Here is a 25,977-nt window from a genome sequence, read left to right as displayed (position 1 = left end):
TGGGGTATCTTTTTATTCACACATAGTTACAAACTCTTTTGCTCCGTTGGGTGAATGGCAACTGTATTATCAAAATCCTTTTTTGGTGACGCCCATTTTTATGGCAATAGCAAGCCCTTGAATCATTTTATCCACCCCAATTGCCGATTTTTATTTACTCACGCCATGATGAGGATGGGATTTATAAAGGTCTTAAGACGCTGGGATTGATTGTTTAATCTAAAGTTTCATTGTTGAATACGCTGGCAGCGAAAAACATCAAATTCACTCCAAAAAGCATCGATATAACCAAAGTTAAAAGTCTTTGCATCCAATTGGTTGATGTTCGAGTAATACATATAAGTATCTGAGGCAAATTCTTTTAATCGTTCGTCTGTTTCAGGGTTGGAATTTTGACTATCAAAGTAAGTCAAAGAAATATTTTGTCCAACAATCAGAGTGAGTTTACCCTCTTGAAGTAACCCCCATGTTTTTTCGGTGTCAATGCGGTAAATAGCATCATTGGATTCTTTGCTGATTTTGGAAACTTTTAATATGTGATTTGGTAAAAATTGATAAGTTGCAGATATTGTAGCATTATATTTCTTTTCAAAATTGGGTGATGATTTGCATTGCCAACTACCAAGCAATAGTTTTTCTTTTGTTGTAAGTTCTGATAAGTGTTGGTCGCTATTGGCGTATCCCAATAAAGGAATACTGCATAATAAGATTAATGTCAATTTTTTCATTTTTTTCTTCCTAAAAAGCCCCAAATAATATTTGAGGCTTTAAAATTTATCTCATGGTAACAAACTCTTCTGCCCCCGTTGGGTGAATGGCAACCGTATTATCAAAGTCTGCCTTAGTTGCTCCCATTTTAATGGCAACAGCAAACCCTTGAATCATTTCATCCACTCCAAATCCAATACCGTGCAAACCAACAATTTTTTCATCATTGCCAGCGCAAATTAGTTTCATGCGACATGGTTGGCGGTGATTGGTGATGGCGCTATACATTGGGGTAAAGTTAGACTGATAAACCTTGACATTATCATCACCAAATTGCTGTTTGGCAGCATCTTCAGAAAGTCCAATAGTGCCAATAGGGGGGTGGCTAAATACCACAGTTGGCACTAGAGTGTAATCTAAATGCTCATCTGGTTTTTTGTTAAATAAGCGTTCAGATAATCTGCGACCTGCAGCAACTGCAACTGGCGTTAATTCAATGCCATTTTCAATCACATCACCAACAGCATAAATACCTGAAACATTGGTGTTTTGAAATTTATCAGTCATGATTTTGCCTTGAGTATTGGTCAAGACACCGGCATTGTCCAACCCTAAATCTTGGGTTAGAGGCTTTCTGCCAATTGCCCAAATTAATGCATCCACGGTTTGGGTGCGACCATCTTCTAATACCAAGGTTATAGAATTGTCAAGGTTTTTGATGACTTCTTTAGGGGTGGCGTGAGTGTGTAAAGTTAGACCATCATCCGCCATAACTTTGGTTAGGACATCAACAATATCGCCATCAAATTGACGCAGTGGACGGTCTTTACGCACAAATAAATGTGTTTCACTACCTAACGCATTAAATACACCAGCAATTTCAACAGCAATATAACCTGCTCCAACAATGGCTACTCGTTTTGGCAGTAATTGCAATTCAAAAACACCATCAGAGTCAATACCATATTCAGCTCCAGGAATATCAGGACGAGCAGGCGTGCCACCAACCGCGATTAAAATATGGTCGGCGCTGATGTTTTCTCCATTAACTTCTACAGTGTTTTTGTTGACAAATTTAGCATAGCCTGTAATGACATCGACCCCATTTTTAGTTAGTACATTGTTGTAGGATGTATAAATTCTATCAATATAAGCTGTACGATTTTTAACCAATGTTGCAAAATCAAATCCTTTAACATCTATGTCAAATCCATAATCAGGAGCGTATTTATAAATTGCCTCAGCAATATTTGCTCCGTACCACATGACTTTTTTGGGTACGCAGCCAACATTAACACACGTTCCGCCTAAGTGTTTAGCTTCAATAATTGCACATTTTTTGCCGTAACTTGCCGCCCGATTGATGGAGGCAATGCCGCCACTGCCGCCACCAATGGCAAGATAATCATAATGTTTCATAGTATTACCATAATACAGTTAAATTAAAAAATTGTTAGCATTTTAACATAAAAAGAGAGTCATTTTAGGATTAAATGACTCTACATATTGATATTAATAATTTAAAAAATCAATCAAAATAATACACGTACTTTGATGGTTTCAGGAACCGCTTTTAAACGTTCTAAAGCTTTTTCTGAATCGTGGTCATCAACGTCCATGACCAAATAACCAACATCACCTCGAGTCAACATTGATTGAGCAGCAATGTTAATACCTGCTTTGGCAAATGCGGCATTAATTTGTGATAACACGCCTGGAACGTTTTTATGAATGTGCAGCAAACGATGAGTACCTTCAATGAAAGGAACAGAAACATTTGGGAAGTTTACGGCGCTGGTGGTATCGCCCTGGTCGGAATATTTTACGAATTTTTCACCAACTTCCAATCCGATATTGGCTTGAGCTTCTTGGGTTGAGCCGCCAACATGAGGGGTTAAAATCACATTGTCAAAGGCGCGCAGTGGCGAAAAGAACTCTTCATCGGCAGATTTTGGTTCTTTGGGGAATACATCTATTGCCGCTCCTAGTAGTTTTTTGCTTTGTAAGGCAGCCGCCAAATCATCAATATCAACACAGCCACCGCGGGCAGCATTAATGAAAAATGCGCCATCTTTCATTTTGTCAAATTGCTCTTTGGTTATCATGTTGCGCGTGCTTGGCAAATCAGGAACGTGTAGTGTAACTATATCTGCTTGCTCCAAAAGCTCATCAAGGCTGGCAGCTTGCACCGCATTACCCAAAGGTAATTTGGTAACAACGTCGTGATAAATTACCTTCATACCCAAGCTTTCGGCAAGTACAGACAATTGAGAACCAATCGAACCATAACCGACAATCCCTATGGTTTTACCACGTACTTCATAACTGTCTTTGGCAGATTTATTCCAGCCACCACGATGAACCACGGCATTTTTTTCGGGGATGCCACGCATTAGCATGATGGTTTCGGCAAGCACCAATTCAGCTACAGAACGGGTATTAGAATAAGGGGCATTAAAAACAGGAATACCAAGCTCTAAAGCAGCTTCTAAGTCCACCTGATTGGTACCAATACAAAAACAGCCAATAGCAATCAGTTTTTCGGCGGATTCTAATACCTTGCGAGTAAGCTGGGTGCGTGAACGGATGCCAACAAAATGAGCATCTTTGATTTTCTCTATCAATTCAGCTTCATCAAGCGCAGTTTTTAGATATTCAATATTGGTATAGCCTGCACCATTTAATACTTTTAAGGCATTATCATGAACACCTTCCAAGAGTAAAAAACGGATTTTATCTTTATTTAATGACAACGTCATAATATTTCCTTTTACGGTGGATAAATAGGTGTTATATTTATACACCCATTAAGCCGGCTTTGTAAAGCCTTTTTACAAATTATATTAAGCAAAAATAAATTTTGCTGAATTATTTTTTCAGATTAAAACGATAAATCAGGTTGGCTTAAAAATTCAATCTCTTAGATTGATTAAGCGGATTTTTTGCGTTTAAACATTCCACTAAAATCTTCCATTAATGTATAAATTACAGGAATTACCACAAGACTAAGCGCAGTTGATGTAATCAGTCCGCCAATAACAGCAATCGCCATCGGTTTTCGAAAACTGTCATCAACATCACCCATTCCAAGAATCAAAGGCAGCATACCCGCACCCATTGCAATTGATGTCATGATGATGGGTCTGGCTCTTTTTTGGCAAGCATCAAGCAGAGCAGAGACTCTATCCATGCCATTTTTTTCAGCAATGATGGCATAATCAACCAATAAAATAGAGTTTTTGGTAGCAATCCCTATTAGCATGATAAAACCAATCAATGATGAAATGGATAATGTACTGCCACTGATAACCAAACCAAATAATGCACCGCCAACAGATAAAGGTAATGCGATTAAAATGGTAAAAGGTTGTAGGATTTTATGAAATAATAAAATCAATACTCCAAAAATGCAAAACACCCCAACCGCCATGGCAATGGCAAAACCAGTAAATAATTCAGCCATTTCGCTGGCTTGCCCTTCATCAATCAAAGTAATGCCATCGGGTAAATTCTGCAGTATGTTAAGCTCTTTAACTTGTTTGACGACTTCACCGAGCTCAGCGGCTGATTGCACAGTAATTTTAACAGTACGATTTCGATCTAAGCGGTCAATTTGGGCAGCACCTGTACTAAACTTGATATCTGCTACTTCAGATACTTTTACTGAACCTAAACTACTGATATTGCTGGGAATGTATAAGTTTTTTAAGGCACCTTCACTTTGTCGGACATCATCGGATAATCGGACAACAATGGGTATTTGACGAGTGTCTAAATTAAGTTTGGGTAGGGCTTGAGTGTAATCGCCCGATGTAGCAATGCGCAGGGTGTTTGCTAAGTCAAGCGTAGTAACCCCTTTATCTGCCATATTTAAAGCATTGGGTAAAATGGCAAGTTCGGGTTTGGGAAGAGGCTTGCTGCTGGTTACCGAAGTGACAATTGGTAACTCTCTAATGGCTTTAAGTACGTCTTCAGTTGTGCGTTCAAGCAGCAGTGAATTATCTGAAACCAAAGAAAACCCATAACCTGAATCGCCCGTTGCGGATTGACCAACGGTAAAACGTGCTGATGGTACACTTTTGATGGCTTGGCTTATTTGATGCTCAATTTCTAATTTGCTAACCCTTTGTTTTCGTGGTTTTAATGAAATATTTAAAGTCGCGGTATTGGTAGCGCCTGCTAAACCTTCATCTCCGCCAGTACTGGCACGACCTGCAGCAATAAATACAGAATCCACTCCGGGTATTTGAGCAATTTTATCAGCGGTCATTTGAGCAATACGTACGGTATCATCAAGGATAGCATCAGGGGTTAGCTCCAAACTAACTTGGGTTTGGTTGGCATCATCAGGTGGTACAAATTCGCCAGAAAGCATTTTTGCCAGCGATAAAGAGCCAATAAATAAACTGACTGCTAAAATCACGGTAACCAAGCGGTGATTTAAGGTCCATTGAACAATTGATAAATAACCATTCATGATTTTGCCAGTTTTTTCATCTTTGGGCGGTTTGGCTTTTAGGATATAAGCTGCCATCATTGGTGTAACAAGCCGTGCCACCATCAGTGAAATAAACACAGAAATTGCTGCCGTCCAACCAAATTGACGGAAAAATTGTCCAATTACACCATCCATAAATGCTGTTGGCAAAAACACAGCTATCAAAGTAAACGTCGTTGCGACCACCGCAAGCCCGATTTCATCAGCCGCTTCCATGGCGGCTTCGTAGGGCGTTTTGCCCATATGCAGATGACGCATGATGTTTTCAACTTCTACAATGGCATCATCAACCAAAACGCCAATGACCAAAGACAATGCCAAAAGTGAGATAATATTAAGACTAAACCCACATAGATGCATGATTAAAAAGGTAGGAATTAAAGACAAAGGCAGTGCTGCTGCGGCCACCAAAGTTGCTCGCCAATCTTTTAAAAATAGCAGTACCACAATCACCGCTAAGGCACAGCCTTCAATTAACATTTGAATACTGGCTTTGTAATCTTCAGCAACAGGTTCAGAATTATCATAAATTTTGGTGATTTTAATGTAAGGCAATTCTTGGCTTAATTTTTCTAAAGCTTTATCTACGTCTTGAATCAAAGTTACTTCACTGGCAGTTCGTGAAGCAGTAATGTTCATCGCCACCACTGACCGACCATTGAGTAGGGCTTGACTACTTAAGTCGGCAAAACCATCTGATATACTGGCGATTTCACCAAGTCGGCTAGCTCCTTTGGGAGTGTTGATGGGTAGATTGGATAATTCTTGAATGCTCTTTGCTGCTCCTAAAATTCGAATGGTTTGCTCACCTCCACCAATTTTAGCAAGTCCGCCTGTTGCATCGCTTTGGATGCTGGCAATTTGATTGGCTAGGGCATTAATGGGTAGATTCCAGCTATTTAATGTGGTGTCGTTGGCAGCCACAATGATGCGCCGCTCAATCCCTCCAATCCGACTTACCGACCCCAAGCCATTGACGCCAGATAAACGCTTGTTTAATGTGTCATCAATAAACCAAGACAATTCAGCACTGTCCATAGTATCGCTACTGATGGCATAGCTTGCCACAGGAAAATTTGCAGTAGAGATTTTGGTAATCACAGGTTTTTCAGCCGCAGCAGGAAGATTGCCTGATATTTCATCAACTGCTGAACGCACTTCCTCCAAGGCTTCAGATAAATCTTTTTCTAGATTAAATTCTACCTGAATGGATGCGCTGCCTGTCTGCAAGGTGGAGCGAATGTGTTTGACGCCTTCTAAGCTAGTAAGTTTATTTTCAACTTTTTTGGCAATATCAGTTTCAAGTTGTACAGGACTTGCTCCAGCATAGCTGATGTTGATATTGATTTTGGGAATGCTGATATCAGGAAATTGTTTGATTTTCATTTTAGAAAATCCAAGTATCCCACCCAAAGTTAGCAGACTAAATAATAAAATCGCTACTAGCGGATTTTTAATAGAATATGCAGAAAAATTCATTAAGTCTGCCTTTATTTTACTTCATTAGAAACAGTTTGATTATTGATAAAAGCAACACCAACGATGTCATTTTCAGATAAAAAACTGGTGCTTTTAGCAACGACAATTGCATTTTTATCAATTTCAGCAACGATTTTATCGCCAATTCTATTGTGGGTGGTAATTTTGGCACGTTTGACGGTGTAGGTGTTTTGACTGGTGTTAGGATGTAAAACCCAAACATAATCATAACCATCAGTCGTCATTACTGCGGACACTGGCAGTGTTAATTTTTGTTCAAAGGATAAAATAAATTGTCCAGCTTGATACATTCCTGCTTTAATTTTTTTATTATTTGGTAGTAGTACATGAGCAATCAGCTGACGCGAATTATCCGCTGTTGGTGATAAATGGCTGAGTTTTCCAGTGATGGATTCATCGTTATTTAAAGCTAAGACGGCAGATTGACCACCAGATAATTTGCTAGCGTCTTTAGGGTCAATGACTGCGCGCCACTCCAATTGACCATTTTTGATGATGCTAAATAGCGATGAACCATTTACTAGTAAACCAACCTCAGCAGTTTTACTACTGATGATGCCAGATACTGGGGCGACAATTAGGGTGTTTTTTAAATTGGTTTTGGCGTTATTGAGGCGAGCTTCATTGGAGGTAATGGTTGCTTTGGTTTGAGCCAAAATAGTACGATAATTATCCACTTCTTGACGACTAATCGCATCAATTTTAAGTAAAGGCTCAACTCTGGCTAAATCAGCTTCAGCCTTTTTTAAATTGGCATGTGATAAAGCCAAATCAGCTTCAGCTTGTACGAGTGTATCCTTGAGTGCTTGGCTATCGAGTACCGCCAGAACCTGACCTACTTTTACCGTATCGCCAACATCTACCAACACCTTTTCAATCGTTGTTCCTGTTAACTTTCCGCTTACTTCGGCAGTATCCTTAGCATGGATAATGCCTGTTGCATCGAGCGTCTCAGTCACTTCCACAGGTATGGGTGTCGCGGCTTCCACCATCATAGCAACGGCTTTTTGTTGTTCTGAATTATTGGTTTGAGGTTTTTTGTGAGTATCGTTTGATAAGGGTGAGGGTGTGTTGGATTGGCTAAATCGTCCAATTAGTACCCCAATGATTAGCGTGGCAAAAACAGCCACCCAAAACACTGGGGATTTTTTGGTAGCACTGAGTTTGTTCATAAGAATGAATTAATTGTCATATTTCAGACTAATTTTATCATAAGCAATATGATTGTCAATATCCAGACTATTCAAATTGGCAGATAAATCATCTATTTATATTCACTACATTTGATGTCTTTGTCTTGACAAAACATTTCATTAAATTCGTTTAAACACTGTTTTTTAACACTAAGTTTGGCTTTGCCTTTGCTTTCATTTTCAGATTTATAGGTAGATGTAAAGGCTTTTAAAGTACAAACATACATGGCATCATCTTTTTTCTCATTGATGACGATAGCAGCAGGGACAACCACAGTAGAAGTAGGTTGGGTGATAATGGGTTTGGGTGTGGTGTAAACATCATCACTTGCAGTGATAGTACAGGCACAAAGCATGGCAGCTAATACAGTTAAATAAAATAGACGATTCATTATCATAATCCTAAAAAATAAACAACATAATAGCCATAATATCACAAGTGTAATTTCTTGTAATGATGTTAATTGCTTATGTTAGTAGGTTTGTTTAAGAATTTTGGTATTTAAAATCAATAAAAAATCCCCAAGTAAATCAATACTTAGAGATTATTACTATATGGAGCTCTTGGCGAGAATTGAACTCGCGACCTCTCCCTTACCAAGGGAGTGCTCTACCCCTGAGCTACAAGAGCGAATGATTGTATAATATGGAGCGGGTGGCGGGAATCGAACCCGCACCATCAGCTTGGAAGGCTGAGGTTCTACCACTAAACTACACCCGCATAGGTGTAGGAAATATGGTGGTGGGGGAAGGATTCGAACCTTCGAAGCTTTCGCGACAGAGTTACAGTCTGTTGGGTTTGACCGCTCCCCAACCCCACCAATAGATGTATTGGATACTGTAGAAAATGGTGCCGGCTGCCGGAATCGAACTGGCGACCTACTGATTACAAGTCAGTTGCTCTACCTACTGAGCTAAGCCGGCGGTATATTTCCTAAGTGGTGCGTATTATAGCAAATTTCTTCTTGGATGCAAGCATTTTTTTAAAAAAAGATTAAAAAATTTTAATTTTACAAGTGAATCAATAACTTATAAAATAAAATTTTTAAACTACTATGACATTTCCAAACCTTGACATGCCAACTCAACCGCTTTAACAATCGCCATAGCTTTTTTATTGGTTTCTTCCCATTCAGATAATACATTAGAATCTGCGACCACACCTGCTCCTGCTTGTACATGAATATTGCCATCTTTCATGACCGCTGTGCGAATCGCAATCGCTGTATCCATATTGCCACCCCAGCCCAAATAACCAACTGCTCCTGCAAAAACGGTACGGCGAACGGGTTCTATTTCGTCAATAATTTGCATGGCTCGGATTTTTGGAGAACCTGTCAGTGTACCTGCTGGAAAAGTTGCACAAAAAACATCTAAAGCATCTAAATTGGGTTTAATTTTTCCTTCTACATTACTGGCAATGTGCATGACGTGAGAATAACGTTCAATAAACATTTTATCAGTGACTTTAACCGTGCCAATATCGCAGACTTTGCCAACGTCATTACGTCCTAGGTCAATCAGCATTAAATGTTCAGCAATTTCTTTTTGGTCAGACAGCAGTTCTTTTTCCAGCGCTAAATCTTCTTGGGTATCTTTGCCTCGGGCTCTGGTGCCTGCTAGAGGTCTGACAGTAACTTTGCCATGTTCGATGCGTGATAAAATTTCTGGTGATGCGCCAATAATATCAAAACCAGATGCATTTTCACCAAAATTTTCACCATGTAGAATGAATAAGTAAGGCGATGGGTTTAAATACCGTAATGCTCGATAAACGCTTAAAGGGTCGCCATCAAATTCAGCAGTCATTCTTTGGGCGGGAACAACCTGCATGACATCACCTGCTAAAATATATTCTTTAATTTTTTCAACATCTTGACAAAATTTTTCTTGTCCTGTTTGGGAAATAAACTTTGGTACAGGTCTTGGAGTGCAGGTTAATTTGGGGGGTGATTCTAAGGCATTTTCAATCATGGTTAATTTGGCTAAAGCGTCTTCGTAGCCATTCTCAAAATCGGCATTAGCATAAACCACAATGGATAATGTATGTTCAAGATTATCAAAAACTACAACTTCCGTAGAAAGCATTAGCCACAAATCTGGTAGCCCCATCGGATTGGGTTTGTTTAAATCACCAACAGTTGGCTCAATGGTACGTATTAAATCATAACCAAAATAACCCACTAAGCCACCACTAAAGGCTGGTAATTGGGAAATGATAGTTTGGTCTGGCATACGAAAATTTGCCATAAAAGTGCGAATGATTTCAAAAGGCTTGTCAGTTTTAATGCTTTGAATTCCCACAAGTTCACTGGTTGTTTTCATGATGCCATTTTGATATTCAAAATAAACGCCTTTTCCAAGACCAATCATGGAATAACGAGCAAATCTTTCTCCACCAACGACGGATTCAAATAAATAGGCTTTTGGATTTATTTGACGCAATGCAGCAAATACAGAAACAGGGGTTTTGTCATCTGTAAGCTTTTTTTTAATTAAGGGAATGTGGCTAAACCCTTGTTTTTTTAATTCATAAAACTGTTGTTTGGTTATCATGCTCATGATTTATTTTCCTTAATATTCGCTTAAAAGATTAATCTAAATATTCAGTTTTGATAACACCTTTTAAATCTTGATATTTGATGGTTAATTCAGGCATTCCCATGGCATAAGGACCAATAGCATAAGGTTGATATAAAAAAGTTATGCCATCTTTATTAAAACTAAAATTATCAGTTAAATAAAATTCCCATGTTTCAGCCATATCATCCGGATTTACATCATTATCAAGTAAATATTTAATATAGGCTTCATAAGCAAGTTTTTCTAAAATTGATTTTTTTCCTGATATGATAACATCATCCAGTTCTAATAGTTTTTTGTTATTCATATCAAAAACATAATAACCAAGCGTTGGCAATCCATGCGCTCCGCCTAAATATTGATAATTGTTAATAGAAAATAACTCCAAGTGATTTCCATTTTTTAATTGCTTATTACCAAGATAATTTGGTACTGAACGCATCGAAAAAGGAGAATTGTCTTTATCTTCTTTTATCCACTCTGCATTTTCATTAGAAAATTTTTTGATTGCCTTAGTGGTTTGGTTGGCAAGCTGTTTATCGGTTGGATTTTTAATATTTTTAAATGCTTGCCATTCCTTATCTTCAGAGCTGCCTTCTTCAATATAACCAGATAACCCCAAAACCACATCTTTATTAATAATCGCATCCAACCAGTTATAACCGGTATCAATAAAGCTGTAATCTATTTCTGGACACGTTTCGCCACAAGATTCATACGGATATTCATCAAATTCAAGAGATTTTTGACTTACGACAAATGTATTGGCATGAGTAGACAAAGGTGCTATACCAATTGTTAGACTTGCTAGTGCAATTAAGAAATGTTTTTTCATCATAATTAACTCATCATAACATAATTTATTTTTTTGAGGTTTCTTTGGAAATGCTGTCAATCCAATCAAATAATTCATTTAAATCATAATCGCCGCCATGACCTTGATTCCATGGCATAAAAAAATCAACAGTTTTATGGTTCATTTGTAATTTTGTAGCCAATATAACTGATATCGCAAATCCCGTATCTGCGTCCTTTGCGCCATGACGAATCCGCCAATATTGTGCAATCTCTGCGTTATTATCATCAAGATAATTCATTGGATTCATTAATTTAACAGTATTTTTGGGAGCGTGTTTGTGATGATTGTCAAAAGTTTTGGCAAAATTGGTAAAATGACGACTATCAATGGTATCACTGCCAAATAAATTATTTTCGCCACTGGATAAATCCAGCGCATCAAATGCAGGCGGTATTTTTTGGCGACCTAAATAGGTTTGTAAAAAATCATCAAAACTAGCGATATAATATGGTTCTATGGATTTTTTTTGATTTAAAAATGTATATTCTGATAGCGATATGCCGTCTTTATGTGCTTTATTAACAGATTGATTTAAATAATATAAAATCTCATCTTTAAATGTACCATTACCATCTTTATCTAAAGTTAGGTTTCCGTTTTTACCAATTAAATTTAACCCGTTGATATATTTTGGAAAACTTTGTTTGAGTTGTAAGGATATGTCTTGAGAATTTTTGTCTAATGTACCACTAATGGTTTCTCGTTTTACTTGATAATCTAAAGACTCGTTGGTGATTTTTTTGTAATCATTAATTTTATTCATTTGCCATTCATAGGCAGCATCGGCATTTTCAAGATTGGTAATTGGACAATAACTGGACACCGCAAAAACATTATCCTTGGCGCGAATGGCACCAATTTTTTGTAATTCCATCTCGTAATCTGGATGATTGCCAGTTGCACCTAAAAGGGCTGTCATTGCCCCGCCAGCTGATGTGCCATTAACAATAATTTTATTTGCATCACCAAACATTTGTTTGTCATTGGCTTTAAGATAACGAATACCTGCCTTTAAATCCACAATTGCTGCAGGGGCTTTTCCTGTATAAACCCCATCTTTTTGCAATGTTCGTCCACGCGCACCTATGCTTGCTACAATATAACCACGTGATAATGCCATTTGGACACTGCTGGGCGAAACTTGTCCATCAGGACTTTTTTTATCACTTAAATCCATAGGTTTGGCAGGCATATAGCCACCAATAGCATTAGGGCTAAAAATTGGAGCGGTGTCTTTGGTGTAGCCATTGATTGTTTGGTTGGCAAAATATTCTTCTGGAATGTAAATATTTATCAATTGGTAATCAGGCTCAATAGGGCTAACAACATAAGGGATGTTTTCATAAGCACGCACCTGAATGGTTTTATTATCAAAAACAAACTGCTTTTTTTGGTAGGCGTTTTGGTTAAAAATTAAAGTGGGAGAGTCTTGCTGGGGTTGTGTTTGAACATTAACACACGAAGCTAAAGCAAGCCCAAATAGCGTCAGACTTGCAATTGCGGTTATTGTTTTTAAAGCATGTTTCATAGTTTGGTATCCAATGATTAATGTTCTCTAGTTGCTCGAAATTCCACTTCAGGATAACGCTCTTGCATGAGTTGTAGATTAACACGACTGGGCGCAAGGTAGGTTAGATAACCACCACCATCAACCGATAATTGGTCGTGGGCTTTTTTCTTAAACTTTTCAAATGTAGTTTTATCATCACAATGCACCCAGCGCACTGTAGCGATAGAAACAGGTTCAAATGTGCATTGAACTTTGTATTCTTCAAGTAAACGATGCGCCACCACTTCAAATTGTAGCACGCCCACTGCCCCCAAAATCAAATCATTATTAATTTGTGGCATAAATACTTGAGTTGCCCCTTCTTCGGATAATTGCTGAAGCCCTTTTTGCAATTGTTTGGATTTTAAAGGGTCTTTTAAAACCACACGACGAAACAATTCAGGTGCAAAATGTGGAATGCCTGTAAAGTTTAAAAGTTCACCACTGGTAAAACTATCACCAATTTGAATGGTGCCATGATTGTGTAAACCAATAATATCACCTGCATACGCCTCTTCTAAAGCTTCTCGGTCGCCTGCCAAAAACATCAGTGCATCCGATACTCGCACCTCTTTACCTAGTCGAACGTGATTCATTTTCATGCCACGTTCATAACGTCCAGAACATACACGCATAAAGGCAACTCGGTCTCGATGTTTGGGGTCCATATTGGCTTGAATTTTAAATACAAACCCTGTAAATTCAGGTTCATTGGCTTTTACAATGCGTTCAATAGCTTGATGGTCTTTTGGTGGCGGGGCGTAAGCGGTTAAAGTGTCTAACACCATATTTACCCCAAAATTTCCAAGCGCGGTGCCAAAAAGTACGGGTGTTTGTCGACCTGCCAAAAATTCATCTTTATCCCAATCTTCATGAGCCATTTGAGCCAGTTCCAAGCCCTCAGTGAAATCATTCCATAAAAGCTCACCCAATCGCTCCTTGATATCAGCATAATCATAGCCATCGCGGGTTTCAATGTCTGTGATTTGCCCACCAAAGCCTTTTTTGTAAAGATAGGTTTTATTTTTACCAATATGATACACTCCAACAAAATCCTGCCCCATGCCAATTGGAAAAGTAAAGGGTATGCATTTGATTTTTAAAACATTTTCAATTTCATCTAACAACGATAATGGGTCGCGAATTTCGCGGTCAAGTTTATTGACAAAACTGATAATAGGCGTATCTCGCATTCGGCATACTTCCATCAGTTTGATGGTGCGCTCTTCCACGCCCTTTGCGCCATCAATTACCATCAAGGCAGAATCCACAGCCGTTAATGTGCGATAAGTATCTTCTGAAAAGTCGGCGTGCCCTGGGGTGTCTAATAGATTGACCATATGATTGGCGTAAGGAAATTGCATAACGGATGTCGTGATGGAAATTCCCCGTTCTTGTTCCATGCTCATCCAGTCGCTGGTTGCGTGTTTATCAGTTTTACGGCTTTTAACCTCGCCTGCTTTTTGAATGACTTGCCCCCAAAGTAGCAGTTTTTCAGTCATCGTGGTTTTACCTGCGTCAGGATGGCTAATAATGGCAAATGTGCGACGATTTTGAATTTGTGATAGATATTGACTCATGATATTGTTTATATTTTATAGAAAATGACAAATTATAGCATAGCTTGATGGCTTTTGTATGTGATGAACTGTACACACATTCATAAAAATTACGTCATTTAGTTTCCTATTGGTGGATTAAAATTGAATTTATATAAACAAAAAGTTAGATGATATCAGCGAATAAATCTGGCTGAATTTTTTCGTGATGTTTTTTTGCTAAATGTGAAAATGTAACCCCAACTAGGCGAATGGGCAGTTCTTCGGGTGTGTCTAAAAATAATTTTTCCAGCCAAAATAGGGCTGCTTTTGCACTTGTAAAGGATTGTTTTTGAGTATGACTGCGGGTGATTTGATGAAAATTGCCATATTTAATTTTTAAAGTAACGCAATAAGCACATAACCCACGACGATTTAATTCATCAAAAGCTTTTTGGTTTTCTAAACCGATGTGGTAAAAAATTTGCGTTTTATCAGTTAAATCATGGGTAAAGGTGGTCTCTGTGCCAATGGATTTTCGAGTTCTATTGGGTAAAACCTCTCTTATATCAATTCCTTGAGCAATTTGATGATAAAAAATACCGCGTTTATTACCAAACAGTTCAATAAGTTTTTCTAAAGGCAGCTGTCTAAATTGATGACCATAATAAATGTTTAGATTATGCAACTTTTTTTGGCTAGCTTTTCCAATACCAAAAAATTTTTCAATTGCCAATCGGTCAATAAAATCATCTGCCATATTGGGCGTAATTACAAAAATGCCGTTGGGCTTATTAACGTCCGATGCGATTTTTGCCAGCATTTTATTAAATGAAACGCCTGCTGATGCTGTCAAATGAGTGCTTTCCCAGATTTTTTGACGCAGATGATTTGCCATCAAGGTTGCCGAACCTTGAAAATGTGACTGTCCTGTAACGTCTAAATAGGCTTCATCCAGTGATAAAGGTTCAACCAAAGGCGTAATGGTAAGCATGATTTCTTGGATTTTACGGCTAACTTGGCGGTACACATCAAAACGTGGGCGTACAAAAATGGCGTGTGGACAACGTTTTTTGGCTTCATAACAGCTCATCGCTGAACGTACACCAAATGGTCGTATTTCGTAGCTTGCCGCCGCTACCACACCTCGCCCATCAGGATTACCACCAACAACCAAAGGTTTGCCAAGATAATCTGGATTATCTCTTTGCTCGATACTGGCAAAAAAAGCATCCATATCGATATGTATGATTTTTCTGCCAGAATTTTGTTTGTGTACCACTTGATGATGAAAAGTTTAGGCTAATTTTGCCCCAATCTTCATATCATCAGGCAAAATCACCACTTGCAATTGCCCATCTTTTTCAGCAGATAAAATCATGCCTTCTGATATACCAAACTTCATTTTTCTTGGTGCAAGATTGGTAACACAAATCACTTTTTTACCCGTTAATTCTTCAGGTTGATAAAATTTGGCAATGCCACTAAAGACGTTTCTAGGTTGATCTTCACCAACATCAAGACTAAATTGCAACAGCTTATCTGCGCCTTCGACCTTTTGACACGCTAAAACATGAGCAACTGTCATTTGAACTTTTGCAAAATCGTCAATCCCGATATATTCAGTTGTTGTGTTAGAAGCTTGAGGGCTTAGATTTTCTTTAGATGCATTTACCATGATGTCAATTTTTTCTTTTTCAATACGATTCATTAGGGGTTTAAAGGTGTTGATGGTATGACCCAGTAGTAAATTATGGCGACTGGCAAAACTTAACTCATCAATATTTAAAAATAATTTGGCATCTTCGGCAAGTTTTGGCAATACAGGCGCAAGATAAATCACAAGTTGACGGAAGATATTTAAACAAACTGAACAAATATCAACCACTTCAGCTTGTTTGTCCGCTTCTTTATTTAATGCCCATGGCTTTTTAGTGTCAATGTATTCATTGGCTTTATCGGCAACGTTCATCACAAGACGTATAGCGCGAGAAAATTCACGGGCTTCATAAGCGGTAGCGATTTCATCGCCAATGGCAATAATATCGACCAAAAGTTCGGGTTCACTGCAAGTTTTAGATAAAACACCATTGCTATTTTTATGGATAAAACCAGCGGAACGTGAAGCGATATTGACGATTTTTCCTACCAAATCTGAATTGACTTTTTGCATAAAATCATCTAAATCAAGGTTGATATCTTCGACACTGGCGCTTAATTTACTGGCAAAATAATAACGCAAGTATTCAGGGCTTAACGCTTCTAAATAGGTATCGGCTTTAATAAAAGTACCACGAGATTTACTCATTTTTTCGCCATTTACCATTAAAAATCCATGGGCATTGATGGCGGTTGGTGTACGATAGCCTGCTCCATAAAGCATTGCAGGCCAAAATAAAGCATGAAAATAAACAATGTCTTTGCCAATAAAGTGGTACAGTTCAGTTTGACTGTCTTTATTAAAATATTCGTCAAAGTCGAGCCCAGTTTTGTCGCATAGATTTTTAAAACTTGCCATATAGCCAACTGGAGCATCAAGCCAAACATAAAAGTATTTATCAGGTTCGTTGCTTTGTGTATTGGGAATTTTAAAACCAAAATAGGGTGCATCACGACTAATATCCCAAGGGTTTAAACCCGATGTAAACCACTCATCCAATTTATTGGCAATGGATGGCTGAAGGCGTTTATTGTCTTTTGTCCAAGATTGTAAAAAATCATTAAATTGTGATAAATCAAAAAAATAATGTTTACTGGATTTAATAACTGGACTTTGTCCACTTAAGGTGGAGTAGGGATTTATCAGTTCAGTGGCATTATAAGTCGTCCCACAATTTTCGCAGTTGTCGCCATATTGGTCTTTGGTATGGCATTTTGGGCATTCGCCTTTGACAAAACGGTCAGCTAAGAATAAACCTTTTTCAGTATCAAATAATTGCTCAACATCTTTGGTAAAAATATAACCTTGACTCGCCAACTTTGTATAAATTTGATGGCTGAAAAATTCATTTTCTGAACTGTGCGTGGAATGATAATTGTCAAAATCAATATAAAATCCTGCAAAGCTTTTTTCGTGTTCGGCTTTGACAGTAGCGATTTGTTGTTCTGGGGTAATGCCATTGGCTTGAGCTTTTAACATGATTGCTGTACCGTGTGCATCATCTGCGCATACATAGGTTACCTGATGCCCTAAAGATTTCATGGCACGCACCCAGATATCGGTTTGAATGTACTCAACCAAATGCCCTAAATGAATTGGTCCATTGGCATAGGGTAAAGCACTGGTTACAAGAATTTTTCTGCTCATATCTACCTACTTATTATTTTGTCATCTTATCCAATATTGGTAACGCTATATTATACAAATTTTAAATGTCCACCATTTTTGGGCGGTGCCGGTGGTGTATCATCAGTTTTTGGTGTGTAATTATCATATTCTGATGGGTCAAAAAACAATCCTTCCTCAGGATTTTCTTTGGCATAAACGCCTATAACTGCGGCCATTGGCACCCAAATATCGTGTGATACACCACCAAAACGACTGGCAAAGCTGATTGCTTGATTGTCTATAAATAAATCTTTGGTGGCTTGATACGATATTGCTAAAACCAAACGCCCATCGGCATCATAGCCCTTTGGGGCGATAACCTGCTCATTGGTGGTATCCACCATTAAATAGGGTGTAAAATTGTTTTCTGTTAGCCATTCGTGCATGGCACGTAAAAAATAGGGGCGTTTTGGACTAAGTGTTGTGTCTTGGTTGTTAGAGCTGCTCATAATATTGTTCCTGTGTTGGATGTTTAATAGATTGCTGAAAACTTGGACGACTAAACAAACGTTTTTGATAATCAAGTAGCGCTTGACAGTGTTTTTTAGGTAGTGTTACCCCCATTTTGGGCAATCGCCACAAAAGAGGTAATAATAACACATCACACCAGCTAAATTGGTCATTCATAAAAAAAGGGTATTTTCCAAAAATGGGTGATAAAGTGGCAAAGATATCAGCAAAATCTTTTTTGGTTGTGTCGTGGATGTGTAATTGTAAATCATCACCTAAATAAAACCAATCTTTTTGTATTCGCCATGCCAGTGTTCGTATTATGGCGCGTTGTTTTGGGTCGGCGGGTAAAAGTGAATAAGCGGCGAAACGCTCTTCTAAATATTCAAAAATTACATTGATTTCATACAATGCTAAGTCACGACTTACTAAAATTGGTAGCGTGCCATAGGGATTAAGCTCAGCCAATACATCGGGGAAATCGTCTTGGATGATTTGGAGATGAAAATTAAGCTGTTTTTCTGCCAAAAGCAGCCTAACAATATGACTAGCATAACCATCATTAGCATATAAGACAAACTGGGTGGGTAAAAGGGCAGAATGTGACACAAACAAAGGCAACTTAAAAGGACACAGTTTAGCAAAATTTTGCTAAAAAGTCTTTAGTTGTCATGCTTGAGGTAAAAACAGCCTGTGGGCAACAGACTGTTTTTAAATAAGTGGTGTTTTAGGTGCTAAAATCACAAACAAGAGTTACCGTGCCTTTGCTATCTTTATTAAAACTGGCACGATATTCCAAATCATCGCCAGTTGATTTTTTCATCTTTATTTGTTTAAGTTTTTGGTAATCAGCATTACTCATAGCGCCAAAGGTAATGTATTGCCCAGTAACATCAGTGTCAGGAACAAAGTACCTGGTATATTTGACAATACTGTGATTGTATAATTTAGCATGGCTTAATGGAATGGAAATTTCAATGTTGCCTTCATTGTCTCTTGATAAGACCGCTTTACCCAAGTCATTACGATAAGGAAGTTTGACCTTGGGGTATTTACCTTGTTTAGCAGCATTGTTAGTGAATAACTTTTGTAATTTAGCGTGATTTTTTTGACCTGCAAGTTTAAAAAAACCATTATTATCAAATGCTTTGAAATAGGCATCACTGTCAAAATAATCATAACCAAGGGATTCTAATAAAGAGTCTTCCACTGAGGAACTATTGCAGCCATTTTCCCATGATTTAAAAACAGGTGTCCAATCCGCTGCTATTGCTGTAGGACTTGTAGCAACACATAAAGTAGTTAAGGCGTATTTAAAAAATCTATTCATATAGTATACCACTTAATAAATAATAATAAATAATTGACTAACCTGGAAAACCTGCATCAAAACAAAACTCAAAGTTTGGTTTGTTTTTTTGATGTAAACAGGTATAGGGTTCTATTGTTTTACCTTTGGTATTTTTTAGTTTGCCATTGTAATAAAGCTCCTCTTGTTTCTTGGTTAAAACTTTAAAAGTAGTTGGCATCCGATAACGCATGATAGCATCTTTTTTATTCATCAAAGTATTTGCTTCATATTTAGGCTCCCCACTCTTATCTAGGATTATATTATCATTTGCATCATAAAGAATGTAAATGCTGGTGTCTACAGTAATTTTTCCATAACCTTTGATGGTCTAAAAGTCCAACCTGACCCAGCTCCATAAGCTGCTCCAGCGTGCACATAGCCTGTAGCAATACAAGGTGTCTTTTTAGTAACTTTACCATTATTTAGAATAACACATTGCATTTTAGTTTTACCAATTTCTGCTGCTCCAGCAAATGTGGTTTGCGCTGTGGCAAATGCGGCAGTCATCATGAGTAAAGTGAGGATTTTTCTCATAACATTTTCCTTTTTGTTTAACTATGTTGTGTGGGTATTATATAAAACTTAACAGGAGGGCAGCACAATTTCATAAGCTAATCAACCACGATTAAAATATCTCCATCCCAATCCAATACTAAAATGTCCTATCGCTATGTATGTAAAGGTTATAAATGAGTATTATTGAAAAATCAGCAGATTTATTGGATGTGTATTTGTATTATTTTATAATCAATGGTTTGGGTTAATTTATAAAAATAAAAAAACCGACCATTATGGTCGGTTTTGTAATAATGTGGTGATTTATTTGACATCTTTCCAAAATTCTTTGTTTAGCAAGTAAACAGGAATTAATAAAACAAGCAAGAATAAAATCACAAACGCCCCATAAATTTTACGGTCATGACGCACAGGTTCTGCCATCCACGCCATAAAGTTTACCAAGTCGCCTACATTTTTTCTGTATTCATCTTCACTGAGCTCTTTTTGCATATTGTGAAGCACGTGAGGCATGGCAGCATTTGCCAATACTAGGTTGTTAGAACCCCAAGGACGGCTTGGGTCTTCATAAAAACTTAATAGATAAGTGTACACCCAGTCATCACCACGCAGACGAGTTTCTAGCGATAAATCAGGCGGCGCAGCACCAAACCAGTTGCCCTGTACTTCTGGGTCAATTTTGGCAGTGATGTGGTCGCCGATTTGGTTAGTGGTTACCATAAGGTATTTTTCAACCAACTCTTTGGGGATTTCTAAGTCTTGAGCAATACGTGAGTAGCGCACATATTGAGCAGAGTGGCACCCCACGCAGTAGTTCATAAAGGTTTTTGCACCACGTTGTAGTGAACCTTTATTGGTAAAATCAATGGGGGCTGTGCTACAAGCCAGTGTTTGGGTGATGGCTTGACCTTCAGCGTTTTTTTCACCAGTGTCGTAAGTACCACAACCATCACCACCACTTGCTAAAGCGGATGAACCAAACATCATGCCAGTTGTCAATAACACGCCAGCACCAATTTTCCCTAGATGATTTTTTAGGTTAAATGCTTTCATTAGTGACCCCCTGTAACACGTTCTGGTGGCTGTTTGCAAGTCTCCATCGCGGTATAAAATGGCATTAGGATAAAATACAAGAAGTAAAGAATGGTACAAATACGAGCGACAATGGTGGCGGTCGTAGACGATGCAATACCACCCAAATAACCTAAAATCAGGAAGCTAACTACAAAAATCGCTAAAGCAATTTTGGATAAAGCACCTTTATAACGAATGGAACGCACAGGCGAACGATCAAGCCAAGGTAGTACAAACAAGATAGCAATTGCTGCGCCCATGACAATTACGCCTGGTAGTGCTGAACCAAACATCGAAGGCGTTGCACGAAGCATTGCATAATAAGGCATATAATACCAAACAGGAGCAATGTGAGCAGGTGTTTTTAGGGCATTGGCAACTTCAAAGTTAGGTTTTTCTAGGAAATAACCACCACCATCTGGGAAGAAGAAGATTACCGCAAAAAAGCAAATAAAGAATACCACAATACCAACCATATCATGTACGGTGTAGTAAGGATGGAAAGGTACGCCATCAAGTGGCACGCCGTTTTTATCTTTTAGTTTTTTGATGTCAATCCCATCAGGGTTGTTTGAACCAACATGGTGTAAAGCAACAAGGTGCATAAACACTAGACCAACCAACACCAAAGGAATCGCAATCACATGCAAAGCAAAGAAGCGGTTTAAGGTAATACCAGAGATGATGTAGTCACCTTTAACCCATTCAGCAAGACCTGGACCAATCACAGGAATAGCAGCAGGCAAGTTTAGAATAACTTGAGCACCCCAAAACGACATATTACCCCAAGGCAGTAGATACCCAAAGAAACCTTCAGCCATCAAGCACAGATAAATGCCCATACCAATCAGCCACACTAACTCGCGAGGTTTTTGGTAAGAACCATACATAAATCCGCGGAACATATGCAGATAAACGACAATAAAGAACGCCGATGCACCCGTTGAATGCATGTAACGAATTAACCAACCAGCCTTTACGTCTCGGTTGATGTATTCTAAAGAAGCAAAAGCCCCTTCAGCACTGGGGTTGAACATCATGGTGAGCCAAATACCGGTTACTAACTGATTGACCAATACCACCATGGACAACACGCCAAAGAAGTACCAAAAGTTAAAGTTTTTTGGTGCGTAATACTTTGACATGTGGTATTCGTAGGTCTCAGTCGCAGGATAACGAGCATCTACCCAACTCATAAATTTTTTAGCAACACTCATATCACGACTCCCCAACGGTTAAGATGGTATCTTCTAGTTTGTACTCTGGAATCGGCAAATTTAAAGGGGCGGGAACGCCACTATAAACACGACCCGATAAATCGTACAAAGAACCATGACAAGGGCAGAAAAATCCGCCAAACCAATCAGCACCGCCTAAATCAGCTGCACCAACCTCAGGACGAAATGAAGGCGCACAACCTAAATGTGTACAAACGCCTTCAACCACTAAAATCTCTGGTGAGATAGAACGCGTTTCGTTTTTGCAGTATTCAGGTTGAACAGATGCATTGGACTCAGGGTCGCTTAATTTTGGGGTTACTTTACTTAAATTTGCCACCATCTCTTGGGTACGTTTGACCACAAAAATCGGTTTACCGCGATATTTAACAGTAATCATTTGTCCGTTTTCAATACCACTAATGTCTTGAACAACAGCAGCGCCAGCAGCTTCAGCTTTGGCGCTAGGGTACCAAGAACGTACAAACGGGGTGGCTATTGCACCAACACCAGCTGCACCAATGACAGCGGTAGATGCAATCAGGACTCTACGGCGTTTAATATTCACGCCTTCGGCATGGCTCATTAAAACTTCCTCCAGAAAAAGATGGGGCTAATCCCATACTGGGTGTATGGCTATGACAAAACAGCTCTGTCATTAAATCCACATTTGCTGTGCCTAATTTTTTACTAAACGTGCCTATTTTAAGCTATTTTCAACATAAAATAAATTCTTATCGTACAAACTTCTGTAAAAAAGTTATAAAAAATTCACAAAAAGCCTAAAAATCCCGTAATTTTTTGGATTATTTTTATAAATGATAATCATTAAGATTTATTTGCTGGCAAAAACCCGATTTGTGGAATTATTTGTAAAAAAGAACTAAAAACCATAAGTTACCAAAAAATTATCGATGCTAAATGCAATAACACAAAATTTAGAAAATAAACTTCTTTTGAAAAAATTGATTACTATCACTAAATCGGTAAATTTAAGGTATTTTTTTTAATCATATTTAAAATAAAAAATCAATTGTTTTATTGTAAATTTTAGTAAATCAGAATTTGATTAAAATTTATTCTAAAATCAGTCTAAAAATTGTCAAATTTATATGAGTTTTAAAGTTTGCTTTGATTTTTTATGCTAAGATAGACAAATTTACAATTATAGTTTAAGGATGTTTACGATGGATGTATTTTTGACCGATGAGCAGATTGCACAAAATGCCCTAAAAAATGCTGAACCAATCATAAAGATTGCTCAAAAATTAGGCTTGGATGATAATGCGATTGAGCAATATGGACGCTACAAAGCTAAGATTGATTTAAACAGCCTAAAAACCATTCCCAACAAACAGGGTAAAATTATTTTGGTAACTGCCATTAATCCAACACCAGTAGGTGAGGGTAAGACGACCACAACCATTGGGCTTGCTGATGCGTTATCAGAAGTTTTGAAGATGCAAAATAAAACAGTGGCAATCACTTTGCGCGAACCATCTTTAGGACCTGTTTTTGGTATTAAAGGCGGTGCAGCAGGCGGTGGTCAATCCCAGATTTTGCCAATGGAAGATATTAATTTGCATTTTACAGGCGATTTTCATGCCATTACGTCAGCAAATAATCTTTTAGCGGCAGTGATTGATAATCATATTTATCAAGGTAATGAACTGGGCATTAATCCTAAAAAAGTCGTTTGGCGACGAGTTTTGGATATGAATGACCGTCAGCTTCGCCAAATATTGAGCGGTCTTGGTAAATCAACTGATGGGGTTATCCGTCCTGATGGGTTTGATATTACTGTTGCTAGCGAAGTCATGGCGGTGTTTTGTTTGGCAACGGATTTAGATGATTTAAAAAGACGTTTGGGTGAGATGATTGTTGCTTACCGTTTTGATAATACAGCTGTTTTTGCTAAAGACTTGGGCGTACATGGAGCAATGACGGCTTTATTAAAAGATGCTTTTAAACCCAATTTAGTGCAAAGCATTGGTGGCACACCGGCATTGGTGCATGGCGGACCTTTTGCCAACATTGCTCATGGCTGTAATTCTTTAGTGGCGACCAATACGGCAACGCATTTGGCGGATGTCGTAGTTACTGAGGCTGGGTTTGGCGCAGATTTGGGCGCAGAAAAATTTTGTGATATCAAATGCCGTGTTGGTGGTATTCATCCAAGTGCTTGCGTGATTGTGGCAACAGTGCGCGCCCTAAAATACAATGGCGGTTTGGCAAAAGATGACTTGGGGCAAGAAAATTTATCTGCTTTAGAGCAAGGACTGCCTAATTTATTAAAACACGTTGAAACCATCAAAACCGTCTTTGGCGTGGAGTGTGTGGTGGCAATTAACCGTTTTCGTTCAGACAGTCATGCTGAATTGTCTTTAGTAAAGCGGGCTTGTCAGAATATAGGGGTTGAAGCTTTTGTAGTCGATGTTTGGGGGCAGGGCGGTCAAGGGGCGCGGGAGCTTGCGTCCTTGGTTGTACAACTGATTGATAGACCAAATAATTTTTCATTTAGTTACGATGCAAATGATTCTATTGCTGAAAAAATCACCGCCATCGCCCAAAAAGTTTACGGCGCAAAGGCAGTAAACTTTACCAAAGAAGCGTTGGCAGATATCAATCGGCTCAAAAGACTTGGTTTAGATAATTTATTGATTTGTATGGCAAAAACCCAGTATTCTTTGTCGGACAACCCCAAACTTTTGGGCAGACCAGAGGATTTTACCTTAACAGTACGCCAAATTGATATTGCCAGTGGAGCTGGCTTTTTGGTAGTGTTATGCGGCGATATGATGAGAATGCCCGGTCTACCAAAAGTGCCATCAGCGGTCAAAATGGATGTGATTGATGGGCAAATTGTTGGTTTATTTTAACGATTGTGATTTATTGTTATGATTTAGTCAAATAAGGCCAAGCAGCTTTTAGATAAATCATCATTGACCAAAGTGTTAACACAACCGCAATCACCATCAGGCAATATCCAAGCATTTCAAGGCTTTGCCAGTTTAATAAAAACACTGTAATGGCGGTCATCTGAAATGCAGTTTTTAGTTTGCCAACATATGAGACTGCAACACTGGTGCGATTACCAAGCTCTGCCATCCATTCACGCAGGGCAGAAACGGCGATTTCTCTTGAGATAATAACAATTGCCGAAATTGCCATGACGATATTGGGATGCCATTGTACTAAGATAATCAGTGCTGCCGCTACCATCAGTTTGTCCGCTACAGGGTCTAAAAATCGCCCAAATGCAGAAGTGATGCCCATTTTGCGAGCTAAATAGCCATCTAACCAATCTGTAATTGCTGCTAATACAAATATCAGTGTTAATAAAAAATGCCGTAATAAATTATTGCTGTATTCCATCATGCCAAGTCGGGCAATGGCGTTGTCAGGAATGGCGGGTATGCCAATTCCAAGTGCAGGCGGGTAATAAGCAATTGCCACAAACAAAGGTATCATCACAATGCGAGCAATGGTTAAATTATTGGGCAAATTAAAAATGCTAGGCTGACTTTTGTCTGTTTTTTGTTCAGTCATGGCAAATAAAAATCTTAAAGATGGCGTATCATACCGCAAAATTACTCTATTTTGTATAAAATTA

At 38.4% G+C, this 25,977-nt stretch carries 22 protein-coding genes and 4 tRNA genes; 1 reads left to right on the top strand and 25 read right to left on the bottom strand.

Features of this window, described 5'->3' with window-relative positions; genetic code table 11:
• Positions 1 to 227: 227 nt before the first annotated feature.
• From ACZBKJ_RS02595 to petA, 24 genes are all read right to left on the bottom strand, one after another.
• A complete protein-coding gene (locus tag ACZBKJ_RS02595) occupies positions 228 to 728 on the bottom strand; it encodes a hypothetical protein (protein WP_463199359.1) in 501 nt (166 codons plus the stop codon).
• Positions 729 to 774: 46 nt separating this feature from the next.
• Complete coding sequence (gorA, locus tag ACZBKJ_RS02590) at positions 775 to 2,127, bottom strand: glutathione-disulfide reductase (protein ID WP_463199358.1); 1,353 nt, start codon at positions 2,125 to 2,127, stop codon at positions 775 to 777.
• Positions 2,128 to 2,240: 113 nt separating this feature from the next.
• Positions 2,241 to 3,467, bottom strand: a complete 1,227-nt coding sequence (gene serA, locus ACZBKJ_RS02585) for a phosphoglycerate dehydrogenase (RefSeq protein ID WP_463199357.1) — start codon at positions 3,465 to 3,467, stop codon at positions 2,241 to 2,243.
• A gap of 170 nt (positions 3,468 to 3,637) precedes the next feature.
• On the bottom strand, positions 3,638 to 6,685 hold the full coding sequence (locus ACZBKJ_RS02580) for an efflux RND transporter permease subunit (protein WP_463199356.1): 3,048 nt from the start codon (positions 6,683 to 6,685) through the stop codon (positions 3,638 to 3,640).
• Positions 6,686 to 6,696: 11 nt separating this feature from the next.
• Complete coding sequence (locus ACZBKJ_RS02575; RefSeq protein ID WP_463199355.1) at positions 6,697 to 7,878, bottom strand: efflux RND transporter periplasmic adaptor subunit; 1,182 nt, start codon at positions 7,876 to 7,878, stop codon at positions 6,697 to 6,699.
• Positions 7,879 to 7,970: 92 nt separating this feature from the next.
• A complete protein-coding gene (locus ACZBKJ_RS02570) occupies positions 7,971 to 8,291 on the bottom strand; it encodes a hypothetical protein (protein WP_463199354.1) in 321 nt (106 codons plus the stop codon).
• A 164-nt stretch (positions 8,292 to 8,455) separates the two neighbouring features.
• Positions 8,456 to 8,530: transfer RNA gene (locus tag ACZBKJ_RS02565), tRNA-Thr, on the bottom strand.
• Between the two features lie 16 nt (positions 8,531 to 8,546).
• Positions 8,547 to 8,620, bottom strand: a tRNA-Gly gene (locus tag ACZBKJ_RS02560).
• Positions 8,621 to 8,636: 16 nt separating this feature from the next.
• Positions 8,637 to 8,720, bottom strand: a tRNA-Tyr gene (locus ACZBKJ_RS02555).
• A gap of 27 nt (positions 8,721 to 8,747) precedes the next feature.
• Positions 8,748 to 8,823: transfer RNA gene (locus ACZBKJ_RS02550), tRNA-Thr, on the bottom strand.
• Positions 8,824 to 8,952: 129 nt separating this feature from the next.
• Positions 8,953 to 10,455, bottom strand: coding sequence for an anthranilate synthase component I family protein (locus tag ACZBKJ_RS02545; protein WP_463199437.1), 1,503 nt, complete (start codon positions 10,453 to 10,455; stop codon positions 8,953 to 8,955).
• Positions 10,456 to 10,492: 37 nt separating this feature from the next.
• Positions 10,493 to 11,320, bottom strand: a complete 828-nt coding sequence (locus tag ACZBKJ_RS02540; protein WP_463199353.1) for a DUF3298 and DUF4163 domain-containing protein — start codon at positions 11,318 to 11,320, stop codon at positions 10,493 to 10,495.
• 22 nt (positions 11,321 to 11,342) lie between these two features.
• Positions 11,343 to 12,869, bottom strand: coding sequence for a subtype B tannase (locus tag ACZBKJ_RS02535; RefSeq protein ID WP_463199352.1), 1,527 nt, complete (start codon positions 12,867 to 12,869; stop codon positions 11,343 to 11,345).
• Between the two features lie 17 nt (positions 12,870 to 12,886).
• A complete protein-coding gene (locus ACZBKJ_RS02530; protein ID WP_463199351.1) occupies positions 12,887 to 14,470 on the bottom strand; it encodes a peptide chain release factor 3 in 1,584 nt (527 codons plus the stop codon).
• Between the two features lie 145 nt (positions 14,471 to 14,615).
• On the bottom strand, positions 14,616 to 15,710 hold the full coding sequence (gene dinB, locus ACZBKJ_RS02525) for a DNA polymerase IV (RefSeq protein ID WP_463199350.1): 1,095 nt from the start codon (positions 15,708 to 15,710) through the stop codon (positions 14,616 to 14,618).
• A gap of 15 nt (positions 15,711 to 15,725) precedes the next feature.
• Complete coding sequence (gene metG, locus ACZBKJ_RS02520) at positions 15,726 to 17,735, bottom strand: methionine--tRNA ligase (protein ID WP_463199349.1); 2,010 nt, start codon at positions 17,733 to 17,735, stop codon at positions 15,726 to 15,728.
• 50 nt (positions 17,736 to 17,785) lie between these two features.
• Complete coding sequence (locus ACZBKJ_RS02515) at positions 17,786 to 18,205, bottom strand: stringent starvation protein B (RefSeq protein WP_463199348.1); 420 nt, start codon at positions 18,203 to 18,205, stop codon at positions 17,786 to 17,788.
• Positions 18,192 to 18,815 carry a glutathione S-transferase N-terminal domain-containing protein gene (locus ACZBKJ_RS02510; RefSeq protein ID WP_463199347.1) on the bottom strand — a complete coding sequence of 208 codons (624 nt, stop codon included), beginning with the start codon at positions 18,813 to 18,815 and terminating at the stop codon, positions 18,192 to 18,194. The genes ACZBKJ_RS02515 and ACZBKJ_RS02510 overlap by 14 nt, the downstream gene beginning before the upstream one ends.
• Positions 18,816 to 18,933: 118 nt before the next feature.
• Positions 18,934 to 19,536, bottom strand: coding sequence for a hypothetical protein (locus ACZBKJ_RS02505; protein WP_463199346.1), 603 nt, complete (start codon positions 19,534 to 19,536; stop codon positions 18,934 to 18,936).
• A gap of 37 nt (positions 19,537 to 19,573) precedes the next feature.
• Positions 19,574 to 19,768: a hypothetical protein gene (locus ACZBKJ_RS02500; RefSeq protein ID WP_463199345.1), complete on the bottom strand. Its 195-nt coding sequence runs from the start codon at positions 19,766 to 19,768 to the stop codon at positions 19,574 to 19,576.
• Positions 19,769 to 19,854: 86 nt separating this feature from the next.
• Positions 19,855 to 20,091, bottom strand: a complete 237-nt coding sequence (locus tag ACZBKJ_RS02495) for a hypothetical protein (protein ID WP_463199344.1) — start codon at positions 20,089 to 20,091, stop codon at positions 19,855 to 19,857.
• A 285-nt stretch (positions 20,092 to 20,376) separates the two neighbouring features.
• Complete coding sequence (locus tag ACZBKJ_RS02490) at positions 20,377 to 21,126, bottom strand: cytochrome c1 (RefSeq protein WP_463199343.1); 750 nt, start codon at positions 21,124 to 21,126, stop codon at positions 20,377 to 20,379.
• Positions 21,126 to 22,343, bottom strand: a complete 1,218-nt coding sequence (locus ACZBKJ_RS02485) for a cytochrome b (RefSeq protein ID WP_463199436.1) — start codon at positions 22,341 to 22,343, stop codon at positions 21,126 to 21,128. The genes ACZBKJ_RS02490 and ACZBKJ_RS02485 overlap by 1 nt, the downstream gene beginning before the upstream one ends.
• Before the next feature lie 22 nt (positions 22,344 to 22,365).
• Positions 22,366 to 22,950 (bottom strand): ubiquinol-cytochrome c reductase iron-sulfur subunit, encoded by a 585-nt coding sequence (gene petA, locus ACZBKJ_RS02480; protein WP_463199342.1) that lies wholly within the window; start codon positions 22,948 to 22,950, stop codon positions 22,366 to 22,368.
• 601 nt (positions 22,951 to 23,551) lie between these two features.
• Between petA and ACZBKJ_RS02475 the strand changes: the two genes are divergently transcribed.
• A complete protein-coding gene (locus tag ACZBKJ_RS02475; RefSeq protein WP_463199341.1) occupies positions 23,552 to 25,243 on the top strand; it encodes a formate--tetrahydrofolate ligase in 1,692 nt (563 codons plus the stop codon).
• 16 nt (positions 25,244 to 25,259) lie between these two features.
• Here the strand turns inward: ACZBKJ_RS02475 and pgsA are convergent, their stop codons facing one another.
• Positions 25,260 to 25,913, bottom strand: a complete 654-nt coding sequence (gene pgsA / locus ACZBKJ_RS02470; RefSeq protein WP_463199340.1) for a CDP-diacylglycerol--glycerol-3-phosphate 3-phosphatidyltransferase — start codon at positions 25,911 to 25,913, stop codon at positions 25,260 to 25,262.
• Between the last annotated feature and the right edge of the window lie 64 nt (positions 25,914 to 25,977).

The sequence above is a fragment of the Moraxella sp. I5G genome (assembly GCF_055193055.1).
Note: the sequence above shows the minus strand (reverse complement) of the source record. Positions and strands in the feature narration are given on the sequence as shown.